Consider the following 20,870-nt stretch of genomic DNA (forward strand, 5'->3'; position numbering starts at 1 on the left):
CCGAAGCCCCGAGGTCAGCGGACCGAGAGCACCAGCCCGACTGCATCCCCGGGGGCGCGGTCGACCACGACGGTCTGACCGTCGTGCACGTCGCCCGCGAGCAGGAGACGCGCGAGCCGGTCACCGATCTCACGCTGCACGAGCCGGCGCAACGGCCGGGCGCCGTACGCGGGGTCGAACCCCTCGATCGCGAGCCACTCGCTCGCCGCCGGGGTGACCTCGAGCACCAGCCGCCGGTCGGCGAGCCGCGCCGCGAGCAGCGCGACCTGCAGGTCGACGATCTGCCCGAGCTCGGCGAGCGTCAGCGCGTCGAACAGCACGATGTCGTCGAGCCGGTTGAGGAACTCCGGCTTGAACGCCGCCCGCACCGCGCTCATCACGGCCTCGCGCTTGACGTCGTCGGCGAGCAGGGGATCGACGAGGAACTGCGAGCCGAGGTTCGAGGTGAGCACCAGGATGACGTTCCGGAAGTCGACGGTGCGGCCCTGGCCGTCGGTGAGCCGACCGTCGTCGAGCACCTGGAGCAGGATGTCGAAGACCTCGACGTGCGCCTTCTCGATCTCGTCGAGGAGCACCACGGAGTAGGGCCGGCGGCGCACGGCCTCGGTGAGCTGACCGCCCTCCTCGTACCCGACGTACCCGGGGGGAGCGCCGACCAGCCGCGATACCGTGTGCTTCTCGGAGTACTCGGACATGTCGATGCGCACCATCGCGCGCTCGTCGTCGAACAGGAAGTCCGCGAGCGCCTTGGCGAGCTCGGTCTTGCCGACCCCGGTCGGCCCGAGGAACAGGAACGAGCCCGTCGGCCGGTCGGGGTCGGAGATGCCCGCCCGCGCGCGCCGGACGGCGTCGGACACGGCGGCCACGGCCTGGCGCTGGCCGATCAGGCGCGCGCCGAGCGCGTCCTCCATGCGCAGCAGCTTGGCGCTCTCCCCCTCGAGCAGACGCCCGGCGGGGATCCCGGTCCAGGCGGCGACGACCTCGGCGATCTCGTCCGCGCCGACCTTGTCCGCGATCATCGGGGCAGGCGCCGGGCCGACGACGTCGACCGACACGTCCTGACCGGCGGCCGCGGCCTCAGCCAACGTGGCGCTGTGCTCGCGCTCCTCCGCCTCGGCGATCTCCCGCTCGACCGCCGGGATCTCGCCGTACATGAGCTGGCTCGCGCGGGCGAGGTCGTTCTCCCGCAGGGCCCGCTCCGCGACCCCGCGCAGCTCCTCCAGCTTCACGCGGAGGTCGCCCACGCGGTTGTGACCGGCCGTCTCGGCCTCCCACCGCACCGTGAGGGCCGAGAGCTCCTCCTTGCGGTCGGCCAGGTCGGCCCGGATCTTCGCGAGCCGCTCGACCGAGGCCTCGTCGTCGGAGTGCTCCAGCGCGAGCTCCTCCATCAGCAGCCGGTCGACCGCGCGTCGCAGCACGTCGATCTCGACGGGCGAGGAGTCCATCTCCATGCGCAGGCGCGAGGCGGCCTCGTCGACCAGATCGATCGCCTTGTCGGGCAGCTGCCGGCCGGGGATGTACCGGTTCGAGAGCGTCGCCGCCGCGACCAGGGCGGCGTCGGAGATGCCGACCTTGTGGTGCGCCTCGTACCGCGCCTTGAGGCCGCGCAGGATCGCGATCGTGTCCTCCACGCTCGGCTCGCCGACGAAGATCTGCTGGAAGCGGCGCTCCAGCGCCGGATCCTTCTCGATCCGCTCGCGGTACTCGTCGAGCGTGGTCGCCCCGACCAGGCGCAGCTCGCCGCGCGCCAGCATGGGCTTGAGCATGTTGCCCGCGTCCATGCTGCCCTCGGCCGCGCCCGCACCGACGACGGTGTGCAGCTCGTCGATGAACGTGACGATCTGACCGTCCGAGCTCTTGATCTCCTCGAGCACCGCCTTGAGCCGCTCCTCGAACTCGCCGCGGTACTTCGCCCCCGCCACCATCGCCGCCAGGTCGAGCGCGATCAGCCGCTTGTCGACCAGGGACGCCGGCACGTCGCCGGCCACCATCCGCTGGGCCAGCCCCTCGACGACGGCGGTCTTGCCGACGCCGGGCTCCCCGATCAGCACGGGGTTGTTCTTGGTGCGGCGCGAGAGCACCTGGATCACCCGCCGGATCTCGTTGTCGCGGCCGATCACCGGGTCGAGCTTGCCGTCGCGGGCGGCCTGCGTGAGGTCCACGCCGTACTTCTCGAGCGCCTTGTAGGTGTTCTCCGGGTTCGGGCTCGTGACCTTCGCGTTGCCGCGCACCGACGGCAGCGCCGCGAACAGCGCGTCGCGCGTCGCGCCCGCCGCCCGTAGCGCGTCCGCCGCCGGGGACTGCCCCGCGGCGATCCCGAGCAGCAGGTGCTCGGTCGAGAGGTACTCGTCGCCGAGCGCCTCGGCCTCGGTGCGCGCCGCCGCGAGCACGGCCGACGTCGCGCGGGACGGCGTCGGCTGGGCGACGGCCGAGCCGCTCGCCGTGGGCAGTGCGACGAGCGCCGCGCGCACCCGCCGACCGAGCGCGGCGCGGTCCGCGCCGACCGCGTCCAGCAGACCCGCGGCGACCCCGCCCTCCTGCGCGAGCAGTGCTCCCAGGAGGTGCACCGGCTCGAGCTGGGGGTTGCCCGCGGCCGAGGCCTGCTGGATCGCATCCCCCAACGCTTCTTGGGTGCGGGTGGTGAGCTTGTCAGCCATGAGTGGGTCCTCCGGGATCGCCTGTGGTCCGAGTCTGGCCCGTCTCGCCGCGCGCCGCGTTCCCGCGGACCCGCAACGCCGGGACGGTCCCCCGAATGCCACCACGACCTGGCAAGATCACTGCGACCACCACCGGGTCACGACGCCGTGTCCGGCTGCGCCGGGCCGCGCGAACCAGCAGAGCCGCGCGAACCAGCAGATACGAGAGGACCGAGCGCATGCCGATCATCGTCGGGTACACGACCAAGCCCGAGGGCAGAGCCGCACTGCAGCACGCCATTGCCGAGGCCCGCGCGCACGGCGAGTCCCTCGTCGTGGTCAACATCGGCACGGGAGCGCACCCCGAGAACATGCTGGCCGGCGAGGAAGACCTCGCCGAGGTCGCCCGCACCCTCGAGGCGACCGGCGTCGAGCACCAGGTCCGCCAGCTCGTGCGCGGCAAGGAGCCGTCCCAGGAGATCGTCGATCTGGCGAACGAGATCGGCGCCACGATGATCGTCATCGGGCTGCGCCGGCGCAGCCCGGTCGGCAAGCTGCTGCTCGGCAGCAACGCCCAGCAGATCCTGCTCGACGCGAGCTGCCCCGTCGTCGCCGTCAAGCCCGTCGTCACGGTCAAGGCCTGAGACCGCCGCCCGAACGCCGCCACGAGACCCCGTCGAAACCGCTGCGTTTCCCCTGCAGTGACGACCGGCGGGAAACGTCGCGCAGTGGCACTATCGGGCCCATGACCCCTCTGCCGGTTCACCCCGCCCCCCAGGTCGACGACGCCGTCCCGGACGTGCTCGGGCCGGGATGGACCCAGCGCACGATCACCCTCGAGCCCGACGACGAGGGTGCCGTGCTCGCCACACTCGTACGCCGCGACCCGGCCGCCGCCGACCCCGTGACCGGACCGAGCCGCCGCGCGGTGCTGTATCTCCACGGCTTCGACGACTACTTCTTCCAAGCGCACCTCGGTGACGCCTGGGCCGAGCACGGCTACGACTTCTACGCGCTGGACCTGCGCAAGTACGGCCGCTCGATCCGCCCGGGTCAGTCGCCAAACTACGTCACCGACCTGCGGGACTACCTCGAGGAGCTCGACGCCGCCGCCGAGATCATCCGGGTGCGCGACGACCACGACGTCCTTGTCGTCCTGGGCCACTCGACCGGTGGGCTGATCGCGAGCATGTGGGCGCACGCGCGGCGGGGGCGCGGCGTGATCGACGCCGTCGTGCTCAACAGCCCGTGGTTCGACCTCAACCGCAGCTGGTTCGAGCGCGTGGTCCTCACCCGGACGGTCGACGTCGTCGGCCGGTTCGCCCCGCGCGTGCCGATCGGGACGACCGGTTCCGACTACGGGCGCAGCCTGCACCGGGACACCGGCGGCGAGTGGGACTACGACCTGACCTGGAAGCCGCACGCGGGCTTCCCCGTGCGCGCCGGCTGGCTGCGCACGATCCGTCGCGGGCACGCCCGGATCGCCCAGGGGCTCGACATCGACGTCCCCGTGCTGGTGTGCTGCTCGACGGCGAGCGGGCCGTACGACCGCCTGCACCCCGACATCGGGACCACCGACAGCGTGCTCGGGGTGGAGCAGATCGTCGCGCGTTCGGCCTACCTCGGCCCCGACGTCACGATCGTCCAGATCTCCGACGGCGTGCACGACCTCGCCCTGTCCGGGCCGGTCGCACGCCAGAGCTTCTTCGACGCGATGTTCGACTGGGCCGCCGATCACGTGCCCGCCAGCGGTTCGGTCCCGGCGAGCGAGCTCGCGCCGACTAGCCATTCCCCTGCGGGGCCTGCGGTGGTCTGATGTTCCTGGGCACCGTCGCCCGGACGGTGCGGACACCGAGGAGCAGCTGATGATCCACGAGGAAGCCTGGCCCCAGGGGACGCCCGCCTGGATCGACCTGATGGTTCCTGACCGGCTCGCCGCGCAGGCGTTCTACGGCCCGCTGTTCGGCTGGTCCTTCGAGGTGGGGGGCCCGGAGACGGGCTTTTACACCATGGCCCTCAAGCACGGTCAACCGGTCGCCGGCCTCGGCGAGCCCCAGGGCGGCGAAGCGGCACCGCCCGCCATGTGGACGACCTACATCGCCGTGGACGACGTCGACGCGACGGTCCGCCGCGCGGCCGACGCCGGCGGCACGGTGCTCATGGAACCGATGGGCGTGATGGAGTTCGGCCGGATGGCCGTGCTCGCGGACCCGACCGGCGCCGTCGTCGGCCTCTGGCAGTCCGGGGCGCACACCGGCGCGAACCTCGTCAACGAGCCGGGCTCGCTGATCTGGAACGAGGCCGTCAGCGACGACCTCGCCGCGGCCCAGGCGTTCTACGGGTCCGTCTTCGGGTACGACTTCGCCGACATGTCGGGGCCGGGTTTCGAGTACGCGGCCGTGAGCCTTGCCGGCAAGAGCGCCGAGGAGGCGGTCTGCGGAGTCGGCGCGAGCGGCGCGCGGCCCCCGGGCACACCGCCGCATTGGCGCACCTACTTCGCGGTGGCGGACACGGACGCCACGACCGCCAAGGTCGTCGAGCTCGGCGGCCAGGTCTTGGACGGCCCGAGCGACAGCCCGTTCGGGCGCGTGGCGCGGGTCAGCGGTCCTTCCGGGGAGCAGTTCACGCTGATGTCCACGACCACGCCCGAGAGCCCGGACACCCCGGCCGGCTGAGGCCGCACCAGGGCGCCCCCGTTCGCGCTGGCGCGGAGGGGGGCGCCCGGCTGTCCGTCACGAGCCGGCGCGCTGTCAGAAGACGAACATCGAGATCCGCTGACTCAGCTCGGCGGACAGGCGAGCGAGTTCCTCGACGGATCCGCCCATCTGGACGAGAACCTCGCTTGAGCTAGCCGCCCCGGCGGCGACGCCCGAGATGTTCGAGGCGATCTCGCCGGAACCGGCGGCGGCCTCAGTCACGGACCGGGACATCTCGTTGGTGGTCGCCGTCTGCTCCTCCACGGCGCTCGCGATGGTCAACTGGTAGTCGTTGATCGACGCGATGATCGTGGAGATCTCCCCGATCGCCACGACAGCGCCGCTCGTGTCGACCTGGATGGCCTCGACGCGGCGGGTGATCTCCTCCGTGGCCCGTGCGGTCTCCCGCGCCAACTCCTTGACCTCCCCGGCCACCACCGCAAATCCCTTCCCAGCCTCGCCGGCGCGGGCGGCCTCGATGGTCGCGTTCAGCGCCAGCAGGTTCGTCTGCTCGGCGATGGACGTGATCGCCTTGACGACATTGCCGATCTCCCCCGAAGACACCCCGAGGCGCGTGATCAGGTCAGTCGTGGTGGCGGCAACCCCGGTCGCGCGGCCCGCCACCTTCGCGGCCTCATTCGCGTTCTGCGCGATCTCGCGGATCGAGGCACCCATCTGCTCCGCACCTGCCGCGACCGTCTGCACGTTCCGGCTCACCTGCTCCGAGGCGGCCGCAACGACCCCTGCCTGCACGCTCGTCTCGTCGGAACCCGCGGCGACCTGGGTGTTCGCCGCCGAGAGCTCCTCGGCCGCCGCGGCCACCGTCTGCGAGGTCTCCCCGATCTCCGTCAGGGTCGCGCACAGGGCCGCCAACGCCTGGTCCAGTCCCGCGGCCATGACGCCGATCTCATCCTTCGACGCGAGCCCGGACCGTTGCGTGAGGTCGCCTCGAGACAGCGCCTCCACGACGCCGCCCACCGTCTTCATCGGCCGGGTGACCATCCGAGTGACGTAGCTGCCGAGCAAAAGACCGAGCATCGATCCCACCGCCAGCGCAACGAGGGTGGTGGTGCGGGTCGAGGAGACCAGGGACTTGGCCTCGGCGACGAGCTTGGCCGCGTGAGCTGCCTGCTCCTTCGTCACCGCGGCGAGGGTCTCGGTCATGGTCGCGACGATCGGCGCGGCCTTGTGGTCCCGGAGGTCCTGCACGAGGGCGGAGTTCCCCGCGAGGCTCGCGGGGATGTACTCGTCATCGATCACGGACCGATAGGCCGCGAGGCCAGACCGGATCGACTCGACCACGGCGTCACCGCCCCGCGGCGCCGCAGCCACGTAAGCCTCGAGATCAGCATCGGTGGTCACCCGGGCCGCGGTGATCGACGCACCGTACTTGTCCTTCGTCGCGCGGTCGACGGACCCCGCGTGAGCGAGGACGAGGACTCGCTCGGTGAGCAGGTCGCTGGTCAGATGGTCGGCCAGGGTCGACGTCGTGAGCGCCTGGTCGTTGATCGTGCTGATACTGCCCTGCAGAAGCCCAAGTCGAACAACGGAAAGCACCGTCAGCCCGAGCGAAAGCGACAACAATGCCACGACGAGAGACCCGATCTTGAAACCGACGGGCCGGTCTCTCAAAGACACGCTGCGGAACATGGAGCTCCTCCTTGCGGACGCCTGCAGGACCTCCATCGGTCACCGGGTGCCCTCATCGGTCGCGCTCGACTACCTGGGAACGTGAACGTCCCCTCAGCAATAGGCGGTCGTGATCAGGCAGTTCAGGTCGGGATGGAGGTGCAGGACGCGATCTCACCGGCCCGCGGATGCGGTCCAACCGGCAATGCCGCGATCGGTCCCACGCCCCCGGCCCAAGGACGCAACGAACCCTCGCAAACTGAACGATCGACAAGGAATCGACGGCGTTGAGAGGACTCCAACCGGGACTTTTCTGGCGGTTTCTCCGGGAATACGGGTGCACAACCCACAGGGCACGACATTTCACCGCGAAACGGGTTCGAAACCGCCCGCAGGCGCGACGGTGCTGTGTCCTCGGAGTGGCTGCTGTTCGCGGCGGGCTAGTAGCTGAATGCCGCGATGCGTTCACGCAGGTCGGCCGACAGGCGTGCCAGCTCGTTCACCGACCCACCCATCTGCGCCAGCACCTCGCTCGAGGTGGCGGCTCCGGTGGCGACCCCGGTGATGTTCTCCGCGATCTCCCCCGAACCGGTGGCGGCCTCCGCGACGGACCGGGACATCTCGTTGGTGGTCGCCGTCTGCTCCTCGACCGCGCTCGCGATGGTGAGCTGGTAGTCGTTGATCGAGGCGATGATCGTGGAGATCTCGTCCATCGCGGTCACGGCCCCGGTGGTGTCGACCTGGATGGCCTCGACCCGGCGGGTGATCTCCTCGGTCGCGCGCGCGGTCTCGCGGGCGAGCTCCTTGACCTCGCTCGCCACCACGGCGAACCCCTTGCCGGCCTCGCCGGCGCGGGCCGCCTCGATCGTGGCGTTCAGCGCGAGCAGGTTCGTCTGCTCCGCGATGGACGTGATCGCCTTGACGACGTTGCCGATCTCCCCCGAGGACACTCCCAGCCGGGTGATCAGCTCGTTGGTCGACGCCGCGACGCCGGTGGCCCGACCCGCGACCTTGGCGGCCTCGTTCGCGTTCTGCGCGATCTCGCGGATCGAGGCGCCCATCTGCTCGGCGCCCGCCGCGACGGTCTGCACGTTGCGGCTGACCTGCTCGGCCGCCGCGGCGACCACGCCTGCCTGCGCACTGGTCTCCTCGGCACCTGACGCGACCTGAGAGTTGGCGGCCGAGAGCTCCTCCGCGGCCGCGGCTACGGTCTGCGCCGTATCGCCCACGCCCACCAGGGTGCTGCGCAGCGCGTCCTGAGCGGCGGTCAGCGCGTGCGCCATGCGCCCGACCTCGTCGCGGCTGTTCAGGTCGGCGGGCACGGTCAGGTCGCCGCGGGCCATCGCCTCGAGCGAGGTCTTGACCCGTTCGATTCCGCCGCGCAGGTTCTGCGCCGTCAGGAACCCGAGCGTCAGCGCGACCACGAGGGCCACGGCGAGCGAGCCCATCAGGGTGCGCACGGCCGAGGCGTAGTTCGCATCGGAGTCCCGGTTCAGGTCGGAGGCGAGCGCCGTGACCTCGGCGTCGAGCGCGTCGAGGTCGTCCACGAAGACCGAGATCAAGGGAAGGCTCCGGTCGATCAGGACGGCGTCGTACCCCCCGGTGTCGCCGATCGCGGCCGGCACAAGCTCGGCGTCCCGAACCACGACCCAGGCGGCGTAGTCGGCCAAGAAGGGCTTCCAGCTCGGCAGCTTGGCCCCCTCCGTCGCGGCGAACGCCGTGATGTTCCCGGCGAGCTCGGCGTCGTTCTTGTCCTGCTTGGCGAGCCAGGTCTCGATGTCGGTCGGCGACTCGAGCGCCGCCAGCTCGCCCACGAGCATCCGGGCCTTGAGCTGGTTCTGGTGGATGAGTCCGCGCTCGTAGCTCACCTCGCTCTGGATCGTCACGATGTGGTCGGTGTCGGTCATCATCGTCCCCATGGCCGAGACCGCCAGGGCCCCGGTCCCGACCGCCACGACCGCGAGCAGACCGATCACGGTGAGGATCTTGGTGCGGATGGACCGGTCGACGAGCCATGAGCTCATGCCTCGCCGTTCGCGCGATACAGGAGCAAGGGCAGAGGCAGGGGCAGTTCGGGGCGTCGGATCGGCGCTCATGGCGGGTCCTCGGGAGTCGGCGGAGCGGTGCGGGTCCTCGGGAGGGAGCGGTGCTCTGCCCCCGGCAGATCGCTCATCGACAAAAATGTGACCTTTGTGAGAGGACCCTCGTCGGGATATGTCCGCAGATTCCCGACTCGCCCGCGACCTGCCCGTCGCCCCGACGTACCCTCGCCCCTGTCCACGAAGGGTGTCCCTCGTCATGAGCCGCACGACCTCTCTGCCGTCGCCCACGATCGGCCTCGCCGCATGATGGGCGGGCATCACGCGATCAGCGGCGCCGCCGCCTGGGTCGCCGTGACCTCGACGGTGCCGTTCACCCTCGGGGCCCACCCGCTCCCGGTCGCGTCCGTCGTGTTCGGCGCCCTGGTCACCGCGGGCGCGGCTCTCCTGCCCGACGTCGACCATCGCAGCGCGACGATCGCACGCTCGGGCGGGGTCTTCACGTGGGGGCTGTCGGCCGCGGCCAGCACGGTCTCCGGCGGCCACCGGCACGGCCTGCACTCGATCCTCGCGGTCGCCGGGTTCACCGTGCTCTCCGCAGCGCTCGGTCGGTGGGACGCCGTCGTCCCTGTGCTCGGCCTGGTTCACGCCGGGTCGGCGCTCCTGCTGCTCGCGCTGGTCGCGTTCTCCTCCAAGGCCCTGGACCTCACCCGTGGCGGGACGGCGATGCTGTGGCTGAGCTCCGCCGCGCTGGTCGTCATCGTCCTGGTCCGGGCGCCGGAGCAGCTCGAGTGGCTGCCGATCTCGGTCATGGTCGGGGTCGTGGTGCACCTCGTGGGCGATCTGATCACCACCGCCGGCGTGCCCCTGCTCTGGCCCTGGCTGCCCAAACCACCCCGCGTCGTCCGGTCGATCCCGGGGACGCGGCACGTGTGGAAGGCCAGCGGCTACGTGGCCCTGCCGGTGATCGGCAACGCCGGGTCCGCGCGGGAGTGGGCGCTGTGCGCCGCGCTGACCGTGTATCTCCTCTACGGATTGGCCGCCACGGCCGGGGTGCTCGGGCTGGGGTGAATCCACCGCCCGGGCCGTTGCGCCATCTCCACGCGTCAAATGCCTGTGGTAGTACCTTTATTAATCAATGATGGTCTGGTGGTTCCGCTGACTCGGCCCGACGTCGGTCCGCCTCGCGTCCCGGTCGACGACCTGCTGCGCGAGGGCGAGCTGCGTTGCGTCTACCGGCCGTTCGTCAACCTCGACACGCGCGCCGTCGTGGCTCACGAAGCCCTGCTGCGGGGCCCGGCGGGCAGCGCGTGGGAGTCGCCCCGGGTGCTCTTGAACGCCGCGCGCGCGGACGGCCGTCTCGCCGATCTCGAGCGGTGCTCGCTTCGCGCGTCGCTGGCCCACGTCGCCCAGTCCTCCCGCGCGACGCCGGTCACGATCTTCGTCCGGGTCGAGCCCGAGACGCTGACCCAGCGACCCGAGGTGATCCTCGCCGCCGTGGCCGATCGAGCCGCCGACATCCGGGTGGTCGTCGCGGTCACCGCGCACGGCCTGGCAAACGATCTCGCCGGGGTCCTGCGGGGCGCCGAGCTGCTGCGCGACGCGGGCTGCGCGCTCGCGTTGGACGTCCGCCCGGAGTCGCTCGCGTTCGTCCCGTTGGTGCGACCCGAGGTCGTGCGGCTGAACCTGGACCTGCTGCGCACCGTCGGCGAGGGGACGACCCTCACGATCGCCGGCGCGGTCCGCGCGTATGCCGAGGTGTCCGGCGCCGAGGTCGTCGTCGAGGGCATCGAGACCGAAGACGACCTCACCCATGCGCTCATTCTCGGCGCCACCCTGGGCCAGGGCTCGCTATGGGGGCCGCCCACCCCCGCGGTCGGCCCGGCACAGTGGGACCTGCGGCGGTTCGAGGCGCACGCGACCCGGGAGACGACGTGCACGACGCCGTTCCAGCTCGCCGGACGCGCGAAGGACGTGCGCCGGGCACCCAAACGCATGCTCGTCCCGATCTCCCGGACGCTCGAGCTGATGGCGCTGGACCTGCGGGTACCGCCGGTGCTCGTCGCGGGATTCGAGCGCGCCCAGTTCTTCGGCTCGGCCACCGCCCGCCGGTACACCGAGCTGGCCCACCGGTTGGCGTTCGTGTGCGCGCTCGGCCTGGACATGCCGATGACGCCCGCTCCCGGGGTACGCGGCCAGCCGCTGACCCCCGAGGACCCGCTCGCCCGCGAGTGGACCGTCGTCGTCCTCGGTGCCCACCGGGCGGCGGCCCTCGTGGCGCGCGACGCCGGCAGCCAGGGGGCCGACGGCGACCGCGAGTTCGACTTCGTCGTCACCTACGACCACGCCCTGGTCATCGCGGCCGCCCAGTGCCTCGTGGGACGCGTCGCGCCCCGCTGACCGCGCTGGGCGGGCCGGGCGGAGGCGTCAGGCCGCCGAACCGCCGCTCAGCGCCTGCCGCACGGCTCCGGAGAGGGCCTTGCCGTCCACGCGGCCCACGCTCGCGGCCGCGAGGTTGGCCGCCTTCATGACGGTGCCCATGTCCTTGACGGTGGTCGCGCCCGTGCTCGCGATGGCCGCCGCGACGATCGCGTCCAGCTGCTCGGGGCTCAGGGCGGCCGGCAGGTAGGCCTCGATGAGGTCGGCCTCGGCCGTCTCGGTCTCGGCCCGCTCGGTGGCGCCCGCACCGGTGTAGATCTGGGCACTCTCGCGACGCTTCTTCACCTCGCCGGCCAGGACGGCCTGGACCTGCTCCTCGGTCAGCTCGTGCGCGGCGGTCCCGGACTTCTCCGCAACCCGCACGGCCGCGATCATCTGACGCACCGTGTTCGTCCGGAACGCGGTGCGGGCCTTCATGGACGTGGTCAGGTCGGCGGTGAGTCTCTCGAATGTGGTCATGGCTCCCATCGTGCTCCACCGCCTGCGGGGGTGGCCGCACCCGGACGGACGCCGGCCACGGTGCGGCGCCTGATCTTGGGCGCCGCCTTACCGCTCGACGACTCCCGCACGACGAGCTTGAAGGCGGTCTCGACCTCCCGCGGCGCGATCGTGCGGTCCGGGTCGTCGATCCGCTCCAGCAGCATCGCGATCGCGCGTTCGGCGATCTCGTCCTTCCCCGGCGCGATGGTCGACAGCGTGGGCAACGAGTACCGGGTCTCGTCGATGTCGTCGAACCCGATCACCGCGACGTCACGCGGGATGCGGAAGCCGGCCTCCTGCAGGACGCGCATCGCACCCAGCGCGAGGGCGTCGTTGAACGCGAACATGCCGTCGAACTCCACCCCGTCGTCGAGCAGGATCCGCATGGCCTCCGCACCATCGCGGCGGTGCCAGGTGCCGGCGTGCCGCACGAGCCGGTCGTCGAACTCAATCCCGGCCGCCTCGAGCGCAGCCCGGTAGCCCGTCAGGCGCAGCCCCGCCGAGCCGATGACCTCGCCCTCGTGCGCCCCCAGGGCAAGGATGCGGCGACGCCCGGCGGCGATCAGGTGGCTCGTGGCCGCCTCCGCACCCGCGACGTTGGCCATCGTGACGTGGTCGGTGGGTCCGTGGAAGATGCGCTCGCCCAGGAGCACCATCGGGATGTCGATCTCTTCGAGCACGCCGACGTCGTCCTGGTCGAGCGCGAGGACGCTGTACAGGACGCCGTCGAGCAGCCGCGAGCGCGGCCCGCGCAGCGCGGCCAGCTCGCTCTCCCGATCACCGCCGACCTGCTCGATCAGGACCGAGAGCCCGCGCAGCGCCGCGGCGCGCATCACCGCGTCCGCGAGCTCGGCGAAGTAGGCGTTGCGGAGGTCGGGGATGATCAGGCCGATGACCCCGGACCGGCCCAGGCGGAGGCTGCGCGCGGACAGGTTCGGCTGGTAGTGGAGCTCGTCGATCGCATCGAGAACCCGCTGACGGGTGGCCGGTTTGATGAACGGGTAGTCGTTGATGACGTTCGAGACCGTCTTGATCGACACGCCGGCGACGCTCGCCACCTCACGCATCGTGACCGACATCAGTCCAGCTCCCAGCACTCGTAGGCGGACGGACCAGGTGCGGACCCCTGGGCGCTGCTGAAGATTACTACGTTGAAAAGACCCCGGCCCGGCGGCACTCCTAGCCGAAGGACAACGCGGTCCACGACACAGGGGGCAGGACCACCGTCGCGACCCCGGCACCCAGGACGACCGACTTGTTCGGCTCCAGTCCCACCCGCTCCGGGTGCGCGAGGGTGTTCGCGGCGGTGACGTCGTCGTTCGCGAGGGTCTGCGCGTCGACCAGGGTCACGACGCCGATCGCCTCGAGGTCGATGACGACGGTCGCCTCCTGCGTCTGGCTCCGGTTCACGAGGAAGACGGCGGTCCGCCCGGTCGCCGCGTCGTGGGTCGCCACCGCGTCGACCGTGTTGACCGTCCCGTACTGCGCGGTCTCGTGCTGGTCCGACGTCAGCTTCACCTCGAGCGTCGTGCCGGTGGCCAGGTGGGAGGTGAGCGCGAACGGGAAGAACGTCGTCTGCCGCCAGGCCGGGCCGCCCGGCTCCGTCATGATCGGCGCGATCACGTTGACGAGCTGGGCGAGCGACGCGCTGGTGACGCGGTCGGCGTGCTTGAGTAGCGAGATGAGCAGGTTCCCGAAGACGACCGCGTCCGCGACCGAGTACGCGTCCTCGAGCAGCCGGGGTGCCACCGGCCAGTTGTCGATCCCCTCGACCTTGTCGAGGAGCTGGTAGCGGTCGATGTACCAGACGTTCCACTCGTCGAACGAGATGTTGATCGTCTTGGCGCTGCCGTTGACGGCCTTGACGTGGTCCGCCGTGGCGACGACCGACTCGATGAAGCGGTCCATGTCCACGGCGGAGGCCAGGAAGCTCGTGAGGTCGCCGTTCTTCTCCTCGTAGTAGGCGTGGCACGAGATGAAGTCGACGTCGTCGTAGGTATGGGTGAGCACGACCCGCTCCCACTCGCCGAAGGTCGGCATGTGCGCGCTCGAAGATCCGCAGACGACCAGCTCGAGCGACGGGTCGAGCTGGCGCATCGCCTTGGCCGTGCGGGCGGCGATCTTGCCGTAGTCGTCGGCGGACAGGTGCCCGAGCTGCCACGGGCCGTCCATCTCGTTGCCCAGGCACCACATCGAGACCCCGAACGGGTCCGGCCTCCCGTTGGCGATCCTGCGGTCCGACAGCGCCGTGCCCGAGGCGATGTTGGCGTACTCGAGCAGGTCGAGCGCCTCCTGCACGCCGCGAGTACCGAGGTTGACGGCGAGCATGAGGTCGCTGCCGACCTTGTCGAGCCAGGCGGAGAACTCGTGCAGCCCGACCTCGTTGGTCTCGGTCGAGTGCCAGGCGAGATCGAGCCGCCGCGGCCGCTCCGGTCGCGGTCCGACACTGTCCTCCCACTTGAACCCCGAGACGAAGTTGCCCCCGGGGTAGCGGATGGTCGACACCCCGAGCTCCTTGACCAGGTCGATGACGTCCTGGCGGAAGCCCTCGGGGTCGGCCCTGGGGTGACCGGGCTCGTAGAGGCCGTCGTAGACGCAACGGCCGAGGTGTTCGACGAACGACCCGAACACGCGGCGGTCGATGGCACCGACGGTGAAGTGAGGGTCGAGGGTCAGGTGTGCGTTGAGCATGGGTCGGCTTTCGTGGGGGTGTGCGGTGGGGCGGGCCGGGCGCGACGTCTGCTCGCGGGGCGGGGCTACTTCAGGCTGCCGAGCGACAAGCCGCCCTGCCAGTACTTCTGCAGCGAGACGAACGCGATGACCAACGGGATGATCGAGACCAGCGAGCCGATGATGATCAGGCTCCAGAGCGAGTGCCCGCCGCCGTTGTTCGAGCTGGCCAGCTGGGACCACAGCCCGATGCCCACGGTGATCGGGTACAGCTTCGACGTCGAGAGCATCGCGAGCGGCAGGAAGTAGTTGTTCCACGTCCCCACGATCGACAGCAGCAGCACGGTCACGATGGCCGGCCGAAGCAACGGCACGGCGACCTGGAGGAAGACCCGGAACTCCCCGGCGCCGTCGATGCGCGCGGCGTCGAGCAGCTCGTCGGGCACCGCGTCGGCCGCATAGACCCGCATCAGGTAGACCCCGAACGGACTGAGCAGAGACGGCAGGATGACGGCCCAGATCGTGTCGGTGAGCCCCAGGTTCGAGGCCAGCACGAAGGTCGGGATGACCAGCGCCGTCAGGGGCACCATGACCGAGCCGAGCAGGAGCGCGAAGGTGAAGTCCCGTCCCTTGAACCGGTACTTGGCGAACCCGTAGCCGGCGGTGACCGACAGGATGGTCGCCCCGATCCCCCCGGTGACCGCGTACAGCGCCGAGTTGCCCAGCCAGCGCAGGTACTCGCCGTCGTTGTAGGTGAACAGGTCCTTGAGATTGGCGACGAGGTTGAAGTTCTCGTCGAACCAGAGCGCTCCGCCGGTGCCGCCGAAGAGCCCGTGCGCGTCCTTGGTGCTGGCCACGACGAGCCACCAGATCGGCACGAGGATGTACAGCACGAGCGCGAACAGGAACAGGTGCGCGACGGTGTGGCGCTGCTTCTTGGGGCGACGGGCGACCGGTGCCTCGCTGGCCCGTTCCGCGACCAAGGTGCCGGTGTTCATTTGATCAGACCCCCGCGCTTGCGTGTGAAGAACATGAAGACGTACACCGCGATGAAGACGACGATCCCGAGGCTGAACGAGATCGCCGACGCGTAGTTGAACTGCGCGTACGAGAACGCGAGGTTGAACGCGTAGATGTTCGGGGTGAAGGTCGGCGTGATCGAGCCGTTCGCGATCGGGCCGAGCACCTGCGGCTCGGTGAAGAACTGCAGCGTGCCGATGAGGGCGAAGACGAGGATGAGGACCAGCGCGGACGACACCATGGGGACCTTGATCCGCAGGGCCACCTGGCGCGCGTTGGCGCCGTCGATCTTCGCGGCCTCATAGATCGACGGGTCGATGCCCTGCAGGGCAGCGAAGATGATGATCATGTAGTAGCCGGCCCACTGCCAGGTCACGACGTTCAACAGACCGTAGAAGACGTTCCCCTGGCTGAGCATGAACGGGGCCTGCGCGCTGAAGATCTCGAAGATGTCCTTCAGCGGGCCGAAGCTCGGGCTGTACAGGAATCCCCACATCAGCGCACCGATCACGGCCGGGATCGCGTACGGCAGGAAGATCATCAGCCGCGAGAACTTGGCCATCCGCGTGGTCAGGCTGTCGAGCACCAGCGCCGCAGCCAGCGAGACCGCCATCTGGACCGGGATCAGCACGAGGGAGAACCTCGCGACGAACCACACCCCGTTGAGGAAGTCCGGGTCGGTGAAGGCCTTGACGTAGTTGTGCAGGCCGGTGAACGTGGTTCCGGTCGCCAGGCCCTTGGAGAACAGGCTGAGGTAGAACGCGTACGCCAGCGGCGCGACCAGGAAGACGAGAAACACCACCCCGAACGGCGCGATGAACAGCCAGCCCACGAGCGACCTGCGGCCGTTCATGCTCGTCGACCGCGAGCGCCGGGCAGGCCCCTGCGAGGTCGAGCTCGGTGGAGGCGTGATTCTCGGTGGCGGCGTCGCGGTCGCCGTCGACCCTGTCGGTGCCATAGCTCTTCCCTCGATGTTGATGTGCGACTGCTGCGGCGTGGGTTGCGCCCGCGTCCGGGGCCGGTGCGAACACCTGCCGACCCCGGACGCGCGCGCTGATCAGCGGACGAGTCTGCCGTCTCGTGCGCCTACTTGACCGTGAAGCCCTGACCCTTGGCGTAGGTCACCATCGTGGCCTGCAGGTCGGTCGCGGCCTGCGACCCCGTGATCTCGCCGGCGTTGATCTTGACCACGGCAGCCTGGAGCTGCGCGTAGTAGTACACGGAGAACGGGCTGTAGTTGAAGCCCTCGTAGCTGTTCTCCGCGGGGATGTAGACGTCCTTGTTCGCCGTCTGGCCGTTGAAGAACTCGACCTCGTTGTTGGTGAACGCGTCGGAGGTCAGCACGTCCTGGTTGAGCGGGAAGATCGTCTGGGTCTTCCAGCCGTCCTCCAGCGACGCCGGGTCCGCGTACAGGCCCGTGGCGACCACGGCGGCGAGCTTCGGGTCCTTGGCCTGGGTCGTGACCGCGAAGGCCGAACCGCCCCAGTTCACGGCCGGGTTGCTCGGATCCCACTGGGGCAGCGGGGCCACCGCGAACAGGCCCTTCTCCGCCCCCTGGCCGACGCCGGCCCCGCTCAGGTAGCCGGGTGCCCAGGCGGCCGAGACGTAGGTCGCGTAGTCGCCGCCGACGACGCCGGCGATGTAGTCGGTCGTGAACTGGTCAGCGGTGCCGACCAGACCCTTCTTGACCATCCCGGCCCAGTAGTCGAGCACGCCCTTCGTCGCCTGGTCGTCCAGCTTGATCGTGATGTTCTGCGGGTCGGCGAGGTCGTAGGTGAACGGCACGGCGCCCTTCTGGGCCATCAGCGCGGTGAGCGCCGCCGGGACGTTGCTGCCGAGGTCGCCGAAGAGCGGCCCGCCGGCGTCCTTGACCTTCTGCGCAGCTGCCTCGTACTCCGCCCAGGTGGTCGGCGGGGTCGTGATGCCGTACTTCTCGAAGACATCGGTGCGGTAGATCATGGCCATCGGGCCGCCGTCGACCGGGATCGCGTAGACCGCGTCGCCCTGCGAGACGTCCTTCCAGGCGCCGGCGCTGAAGTTCGCCTTGACGTCGTTGGCGCCGTACTCGCTGAGATCGACGAGCGCCTTCTGGATCTCGAAGCCGGTGAGCTGGTCGGCCTCGAGCATGACGACGTCCGGCGCGCCCTTGCCCGCCGAGACGGCGGTCTGGAGCTTGGCGTACTCCGGTGCGCCCTGCCCGGCGACGGTCCAGCAGACCTGCACGTCGGTGTGGGCGTTGTTGAAGTTGTCCACGACCTTCGCCATGTTCGGGTACCAGGCCCAGACCGAGACCACCGGTGCGTCCTTGTTGATGATCTTGTTGGTGCAGTTCGTGGCGTTGGAACCGGCCGACGCTGTCGAGTCTCCGCCCCCGCACGCGCCGAGAACGCCCGCCATGGCTACAGCGGCAACCGCCGCGAAGACCGCCTTCTGCTTCGTCACTATGTGTCCCTCTCGAGTTCGCTACGTGAACGTCATTGTCAGTAACTGGTGGGGCGACGAGGCCGGGGTGTCCAGGGCCGCGTCAACGAGACCGTGGGTTGCGCGCACCGGCCCTCGTCTCGGCTGCGCCTGGCCCACGCCCCACCCGGTGCTGCATGGTTCGTGCGATCGCCCCGCCAACAGCGCCGGAGCATCCAGCCGCAGCTTCTACAAGGATGTAGAAGATGCTGATCGAAATCTTCTACTACGTTGGAGAAACTGTCAAGACCTGAGTGGAGCCCCGGCCGGGCGTGCGGGCGACCAGGCGGGCTCGGGGCATGAAAAAACCGGAACCTCGGGGAGACTTACCCGAGATTCCGGCTGTTCCTGCGTGGTGCGCCCGAAGGGATTCGAACCCCCAACCTTCTGATCCGTAGTCAGATGCTCTATCCGTTGAGCTACGGGCGCCTGGCCTTACGGCCGGAGTCGAGGATAGCGTCCCTGAGCCGAACGCCCAAACCGGCTCCCAGATCCGCGGCTTTCAGGGCCGCACCGAGGGGCAAATGCAGAGGGCCCCGACTCCACCAGGGAATCGGGGCCGTGCGATGCGGAGACGGTGGGATTTGAACCCACGGAAGGGTTGCCCCTTCACGACCTTAGCAGGGTCGCGCACTAGACCGGACTATGCGACATCTCCAGGCGGGGACAGGGTACCTGCCCGATGCACCCCCCTGCAAAGCGTCCTCACCAGGGGTGATGGGCTAGTGCTCGAACGCCCAGTTCCGGTCGGTCAGCATACGTGCACCGGCCAGCCCGATGGCGATCGCGACGACCACCAGACCCGCGGACATCCCGTACGCGATCGCCCGCGTCATGTCGCCGTTGTTGAGGAAGAACACGGCCCGGTAGGCGGCCGCGCCGGGCACCATGATGACCACGGCGGGCACAGAAACGGTGATCCTGGGGATCTTCATGAGCGGCGCGAGCCAGGCGGCCAGCAGGCCGACGAGCAGCGCTGCAGCGGCCGCACCGGCCTGGGGTGCCGCCCCGACCCCGACGAGCTGGATGCGCACGACGTTCGCGACCATGCCGATGCCGGCCGCGGTCAGCGCCATCCGGCCCGGGGAGTTGAACAGGAGCGCGAACCCGAGCACCCCGAGGAAGCTCGCGAGTGCCTGCAGCGCCACCATGGCGGCGGGCGCGAGGTCCATCGGCGCGACCGGGTCCGGGCTCAGCCCGGCGATCGACGACACCGCCCACACGCTCAGGGCCGCCGAGGTGAGAATCATCAACGCGTAGGTGAGCCGAGCGACCCCGGCGCTGAAGTCGAGCTTGGCGAGGTCGAGGGCCGCGGTCACGAGCGGGAAGCCGGGGATGAGGAACAGGACCGCCGAGACGTACCCGATCTCGTGGCGCGGATCGACGACCCCCATGGCTTCGAGGGCCTGGATGAGCGCGAGGTATCCCAGGCACGCGACCGCCGCGGAGACCATGGCCGCGCCGAACTGGTTGTAGCGCCGGTGGGCGAACGCGCGACGCACGTACTGCCCGAGACCGGCGCCGACCAGGACCCCGAGGATCTCGATGGGGCCGCCGTTGTTGAGGAACGCGAACGCCCCGCAGGCGAGCGAGCTCCACAGCGCGTTGAGCAAGGGCGGGTACAGCGGGGGCTTGCTCTCGATCCGGTCGAGCTCGGCCGCGACCTCGTCGACCGTGACCCGCGGCGCGAGGCTGCGCGAGAGGCGCTCCAGCTCGGCGAGCCGGTCGGAGTTGACCCCGATCGAACGCACCTCGGTGACCTCGGTCCGGAAGATGGACCCGCGGTGCGACGTGGCGGTGATCTCGGTGAGGGTCACGTGCGCGTTGTGCCGATCCAGGCCCAGCGCGCGGGCGACGCGCTGCATGGCGTTCTTCACGCGATAGGAGCCCGTGCCGGCCGCCAGCATGAGCCGGCCGGTCCGGAGCACGATCCCTGACTGGCGGATCAGCTCGACGGGCTCGAGGGTTTCTTCGGCGGGAGGATCTGCAGTCACAGGACAATCATGACTGCGCGCACCGGCGGCCCGAAATCCGCGCCGACGAGCCGGGGCCCTCGTGCCGGGCAGCACGAGGACCCCGGGATGACTCACCGCGCTTACGGACCACCCATCGGCCCTACCTGAACACCCTGTTCGTCGACCCGACCGATCACGTCGACGAACGCGCTCAGCCAGTAGTTGCCGTTGACTTCGCACCCGATCTCCATGGTCCCCGGGCGGTATTCCGGTACTCCTGTCCCACCCCTTTGCGAGGGGACCCACGGCGAGGTCGTGCCCGGTCGCGGGCCCTAGGAGAACCCACGTCTCCGCGGTCCACCTGCGGGGGTGTAGAGCCGAAGGTCACCGCGCCTTCAGGACCCGCATCGTCACAACCAGAGCGGAGGGCGTGGGATTCGAACCCACGAGTATGGGGTTACCCACACCAACGGTTTTCAAGACCGTCTCTTTCGGCCACTCAGACAGCCCTCCAGTACGCATTGTGCCGTACCGCGTCTACCGCTCCCACCACCGGTCCCCGAACCCGGGACTGATCACCTCGAGCCCATAGATGACCGCCACCCGCGCGAGCAGCTTGTCGTAGGTCGCTACCCCGGAGATCTCCGGGTCCGACGACGCCACCCCGAGGTGCAGCGCACCGAACGGGGCGAGCACCGTCAAGGCCATCGCCGCGGTCGCGATCGCCTGGTCGGAGAATCGGACGACGGCGAGCCGTTCCCGGACCTCGAACGCCCGTGTCCGGGACACGGCATCGAGCCCGTCGGCCGCGCGGTGGAGCTCCATCATGCCGAGCGGACTCGTCAC

Annotated in this window: 16 protein-coding genes and 3 tRNA genes; 5 read left to right on the forward strand and 14 right to left on the reverse strand. The window is 70.0% G+C overall.

Annotation, left to right across the window (positions count from 1 at the left end; translation table 11 throughout):
* Positions 1-14: 14 nt before the first annotated feature.
* Positions 15-2,657, reverse strand: coding sequence for an ATP-dependent chaperone ClpB (gene clpB / locus VTA80_RS08035; protein WP_407344868.1), 2,643 nt, complete (start codon positions 2,655-2,657; stop codon positions 15-17).
* 218 nt (positions 2,658-2,875) lie between these two features.
* Between clpB and VTA80_RS08040 the strand changes: the two genes are divergently transcribed.
* From VTA80_RS08040 to VTA80_RS08050, 3 genes are all read left to right on the forward strand, one after another.
* The gene (locus tag VTA80_RS08040; RefSeq protein ID WP_407344869.1) at positions 2,876-3,280 is read left to right on the forward strand and encodes a universal stress protein; all 405 of its coding nucleotides are present in this window, start codon (positions 2,876-2,878) and stop codon (positions 3,278-3,280) included.
* A 101-nt stretch (positions 3,281-3,381) separates the two neighbouring features.
* Complete coding sequence (locus tag VTA80_RS08045) at positions 3,382-4,452, forward strand: alpha/beta hydrolase (protein ID WP_407344870.1); 1,071 nt, start codon at positions 3,382-3,384, stop codon at positions 4,450-4,452.
* 49 nt (positions 4,453-4,501) lie between these two features.
* On the forward strand, positions 4,502-5,311 hold the full coding sequence (locus tag VTA80_RS08050) for a VOC family protein (RefSeq protein ID WP_407344871.1): 810 nt from the start codon (positions 4,502-4,504) through the stop codon (positions 5,309-5,311).
* 75 nt (positions 5,312-5,386) lie between these two features.
* Here VTA80_RS08050 and VTA80_RS08055 read toward each other — a convergent pair whose 3' ends face one another.
* Entirely contained in the window at positions 5,387-6,982 is a 1,596-nt protein-coding gene (locus tag VTA80_RS08055; protein WP_407344872.1) for a methyl-accepting chemotaxis protein, read from the reverse strand.
* Between the two features lie 419 nt (positions 6,983-7,401).
* Positions 7,402-8,985, reverse strand: a complete 1,584-nt coding sequence (locus VTA80_RS08060) for a methyl-accepting chemotaxis protein (RefSeq protein WP_407344873.1) — start codon at positions 8,983-8,985, stop codon at positions 7,402-7,404.
* Positions 8,986-9,306: 321 nt separating this feature from the next.
* Here VTA80_RS08060 and VTA80_RS08065 point away from each other — a divergent pair, with 321 nt between their 5' ends.
* A complete protein-coding gene (locus VTA80_RS08065) occupies positions 9,307-10,071 on the forward strand; it encodes a metal-dependent hydrolase (RefSeq protein ID WP_407344874.1) in 765 nt (254 codons plus the stop codon).
* A gap of 78 nt (positions 10,072-10,149) precedes the next feature.
* Entirely contained in the window at positions 10,150-11,400 is a 1,251-nt protein-coding gene (locus VTA80_RS08070; protein WP_407344875.1) for an EAL domain-containing protein, read from the forward strand.
* Between the two features lie 27 nt (positions 11,401-11,427).
* Here VTA80_RS08070 and VTA80_RS08075 read toward each other — a convergent pair whose 3' ends face one another.
* From VTA80_RS08075 to VTA80_RS08125, 11 genes are all read right to left on the reverse strand, one after another.
* Complete coding sequence (locus tag VTA80_RS08075; RefSeq protein ID WP_407344876.1) at positions 11,428-11,898, reverse strand: GatB/YqeY domain-containing protein; 471 nt, start codon at positions 11,896-11,898, stop codon at positions 11,428-11,430.
* The gene (locus tag VTA80_RS08080) at positions 11,895-12,998 is read right to left on the reverse strand and encodes a LacI family DNA-binding transcriptional regulator (protein ID WP_407344877.1); all 1,104 of its coding nucleotides are present in this window, start codon (positions 12,996-12,998) and stop codon (positions 11,895-11,897) included. Before VTA80_RS08080 ends, VTA80_RS08075 begins: the two co-directional genes overlap by 4 nt.
* A 100-nt stretch (positions 12,999-13,098) precedes the next feature.
* Positions 13,099-14,610 carry an alpha-N-arabinofuranosidase gene (locus VTA80_RS08085; protein ID WP_407344878.1) on the reverse strand — a complete coding sequence of 504 codons (1,512 nt, stop codon included), beginning with the start codon at positions 14,608-14,610 and terminating at the stop codon, positions 13,099-13,101.
* Between the two features lie 65 nt (positions 14,611-14,675).
* The gene (locus tag VTA80_RS08090) at positions 14,676-15,587 is read right to left on the reverse strand and encodes a carbohydrate ABC transporter permease (RefSeq protein ID WP_407344879.1); all 912 of its coding nucleotides are present in this window, start codon (positions 15,585-15,587) and stop codon (positions 14,676-14,678) included.
* Positions 15,584-16,462, reverse strand: coding sequence for a carbohydrate ABC transporter permease (locus VTA80_RS08095; protein ID WP_407344880.1), 879 nt, complete (start codon positions 16,460-16,462; stop codon positions 15,584-15,586). The genes VTA80_RS08090 and VTA80_RS08095 overlap by 4 nt, the downstream gene beginning before the upstream one ends.
* Positions 16,463-16,695: 233 nt before the next feature.
* Positions 16,696-18,051, reverse strand: a complete 1,356-nt coding sequence (locus VTA80_RS08100) for an extracellular solute-binding protein (protein WP_407344881.1) — start codon at positions 18,049-18,051, stop codon at positions 16,696-16,698.
* A gap of 371 nt (positions 18,052-18,422) precedes the next feature.
* Positions 18,423-18,498, reverse strand: a tRNA-Arg gene (locus VTA80_RS08105).
* A 140-nt stretch (positions 18,499-18,638) separates the two neighbouring features.
* A tRNA-Ser gene (locus tag VTA80_RS08110) sits at positions 18,639-18,727 on the reverse strand.
* 64 nt (positions 18,728-18,791) lie between these two features.
* Positions 18,792-20,063: a threonine/serine exporter ThrE family protein gene (locus VTA80_RS08115; RefSeq protein WP_407344882.1), complete on the reverse strand. Its 1,272-nt coding sequence runs from the start codon at positions 20,061-20,063 to the stop codon at positions 18,792-18,794.
* Positions 20,064-20,446: 383 nt separating this feature from the next.
* Positions 20,447-20,537, reverse strand: a tRNA-Ser gene (locus VTA80_RS08120).
* Between the two features lie 24 nt (positions 20,538-20,561).
* Complete coding sequence (locus tag VTA80_RS08125; protein WP_407344883.1) at positions 20,562-20,870, reverse strand: hypothetical protein; 309 nt, start codon at positions 20,868-20,870, stop codon at positions 20,562-20,564.

Origin of the sequence: Pengzhenrongella phosphoraccumulans (assembly GCF_045689905.1) — a bacterium.
Lineage (GTDB): Bacteria > Actinomycetota > Actinomycetes > Actinomycetales > Cellulomonadaceae > Pengzhenrongella > Pengzhenrongella phosphoraccumulans.

What these genes read in the sequence shown, in the direction of transcription:
- VTA80_RS08080 (WP_407344877.1), bottom strand. Translation starts at nt 12,998, where the DNA reads ATGTCGGTCACGATGCGTGAGGTGGCGAGCGTCGCCGGCGTGTCGATC.
- VTA80_RS08095 (WP_407344880.1), bottom strand. Translation starts at nt 16,462, where the DNA reads ATGAACGGCCGCAGGTCGCTCGTGGGCTGGCTGTTCATCGCGCCGTTC.
- VTA80_RS08060 (WP_407344873.1), bottom strand. Translation starts at nt 8,985, where the DNA reads ATGAGCTCATGGCTCGTCGACCGGTCCATCCGCACCAAGATCCTCACC.
- clpB (WP_407344868.1), bottom strand. Translation starts at nt 2,657, where the DNA reads ATGGCTGACAAGCTCACCACCCGCACCCAAGAAGCGTTGGGGGATGCG.
- VTA80_RS08050 (WP_407344871.1), top strand. Translation starts at nt 4,502, where the DNA reads ATGATCCACGAGGAAGCCTGGCCCCAGGGGACGCCCGCCTGGATCGAC.
- VTA80_RS08075 (WP_407344876.1), bottom strand. Translation starts at nt 11,898, where the DNA reads ATGACCACATTCGAGAGACTCACCGCCGACCTGACCACGTCCATGAAG.
- VTA80_RS08085 (WP_407344878.1), bottom strand. Translation starts at nt 14,610, where the DNA reads ATGCTCAACGCACACCTGACCCTCGACCCTCACTTCACCGTCGGTGCC.
- VTA80_RS08045 (WP_407344870.1), top strand. Translation starts at nt 3,382, where the DNA reads ATGACCCCTCTGCCGGTTCACCCCGCCCCCCAGGTCGACGACGCCGTC.
- VTA80_RS08090 (WP_407344879.1), bottom strand. Translation starts at nt 15,587, where the DNA reads ATGAACACCGGCACCTTGGTCGCGGAACGGGCCAGCGAGGCACCGGTC.
- VTA80_RS08055 (WP_407344872.1), bottom strand. Translation starts at nt 6,982, where the DNA reads ATGTTCCGCAGCGTGTCTTTGAGAGACCGGCCCGTCGGTTTCAAGATC.
- VTA80_RS08065 (WP_407344874.1), top strand. Translation starts at nt 9,307, where the DNA reads ATGATGGGCGGGCATCACGCGATCAGCGGCGCCGCCGCCTGGGTCGCC.
- VTA80_RS08040 (WP_407344869.1), top strand. Translation starts at nt 2,876, where the DNA reads ATGCCGATCATCGTCGGGTACACGACCAAGCCCGAGGGCAGAGCCGCA.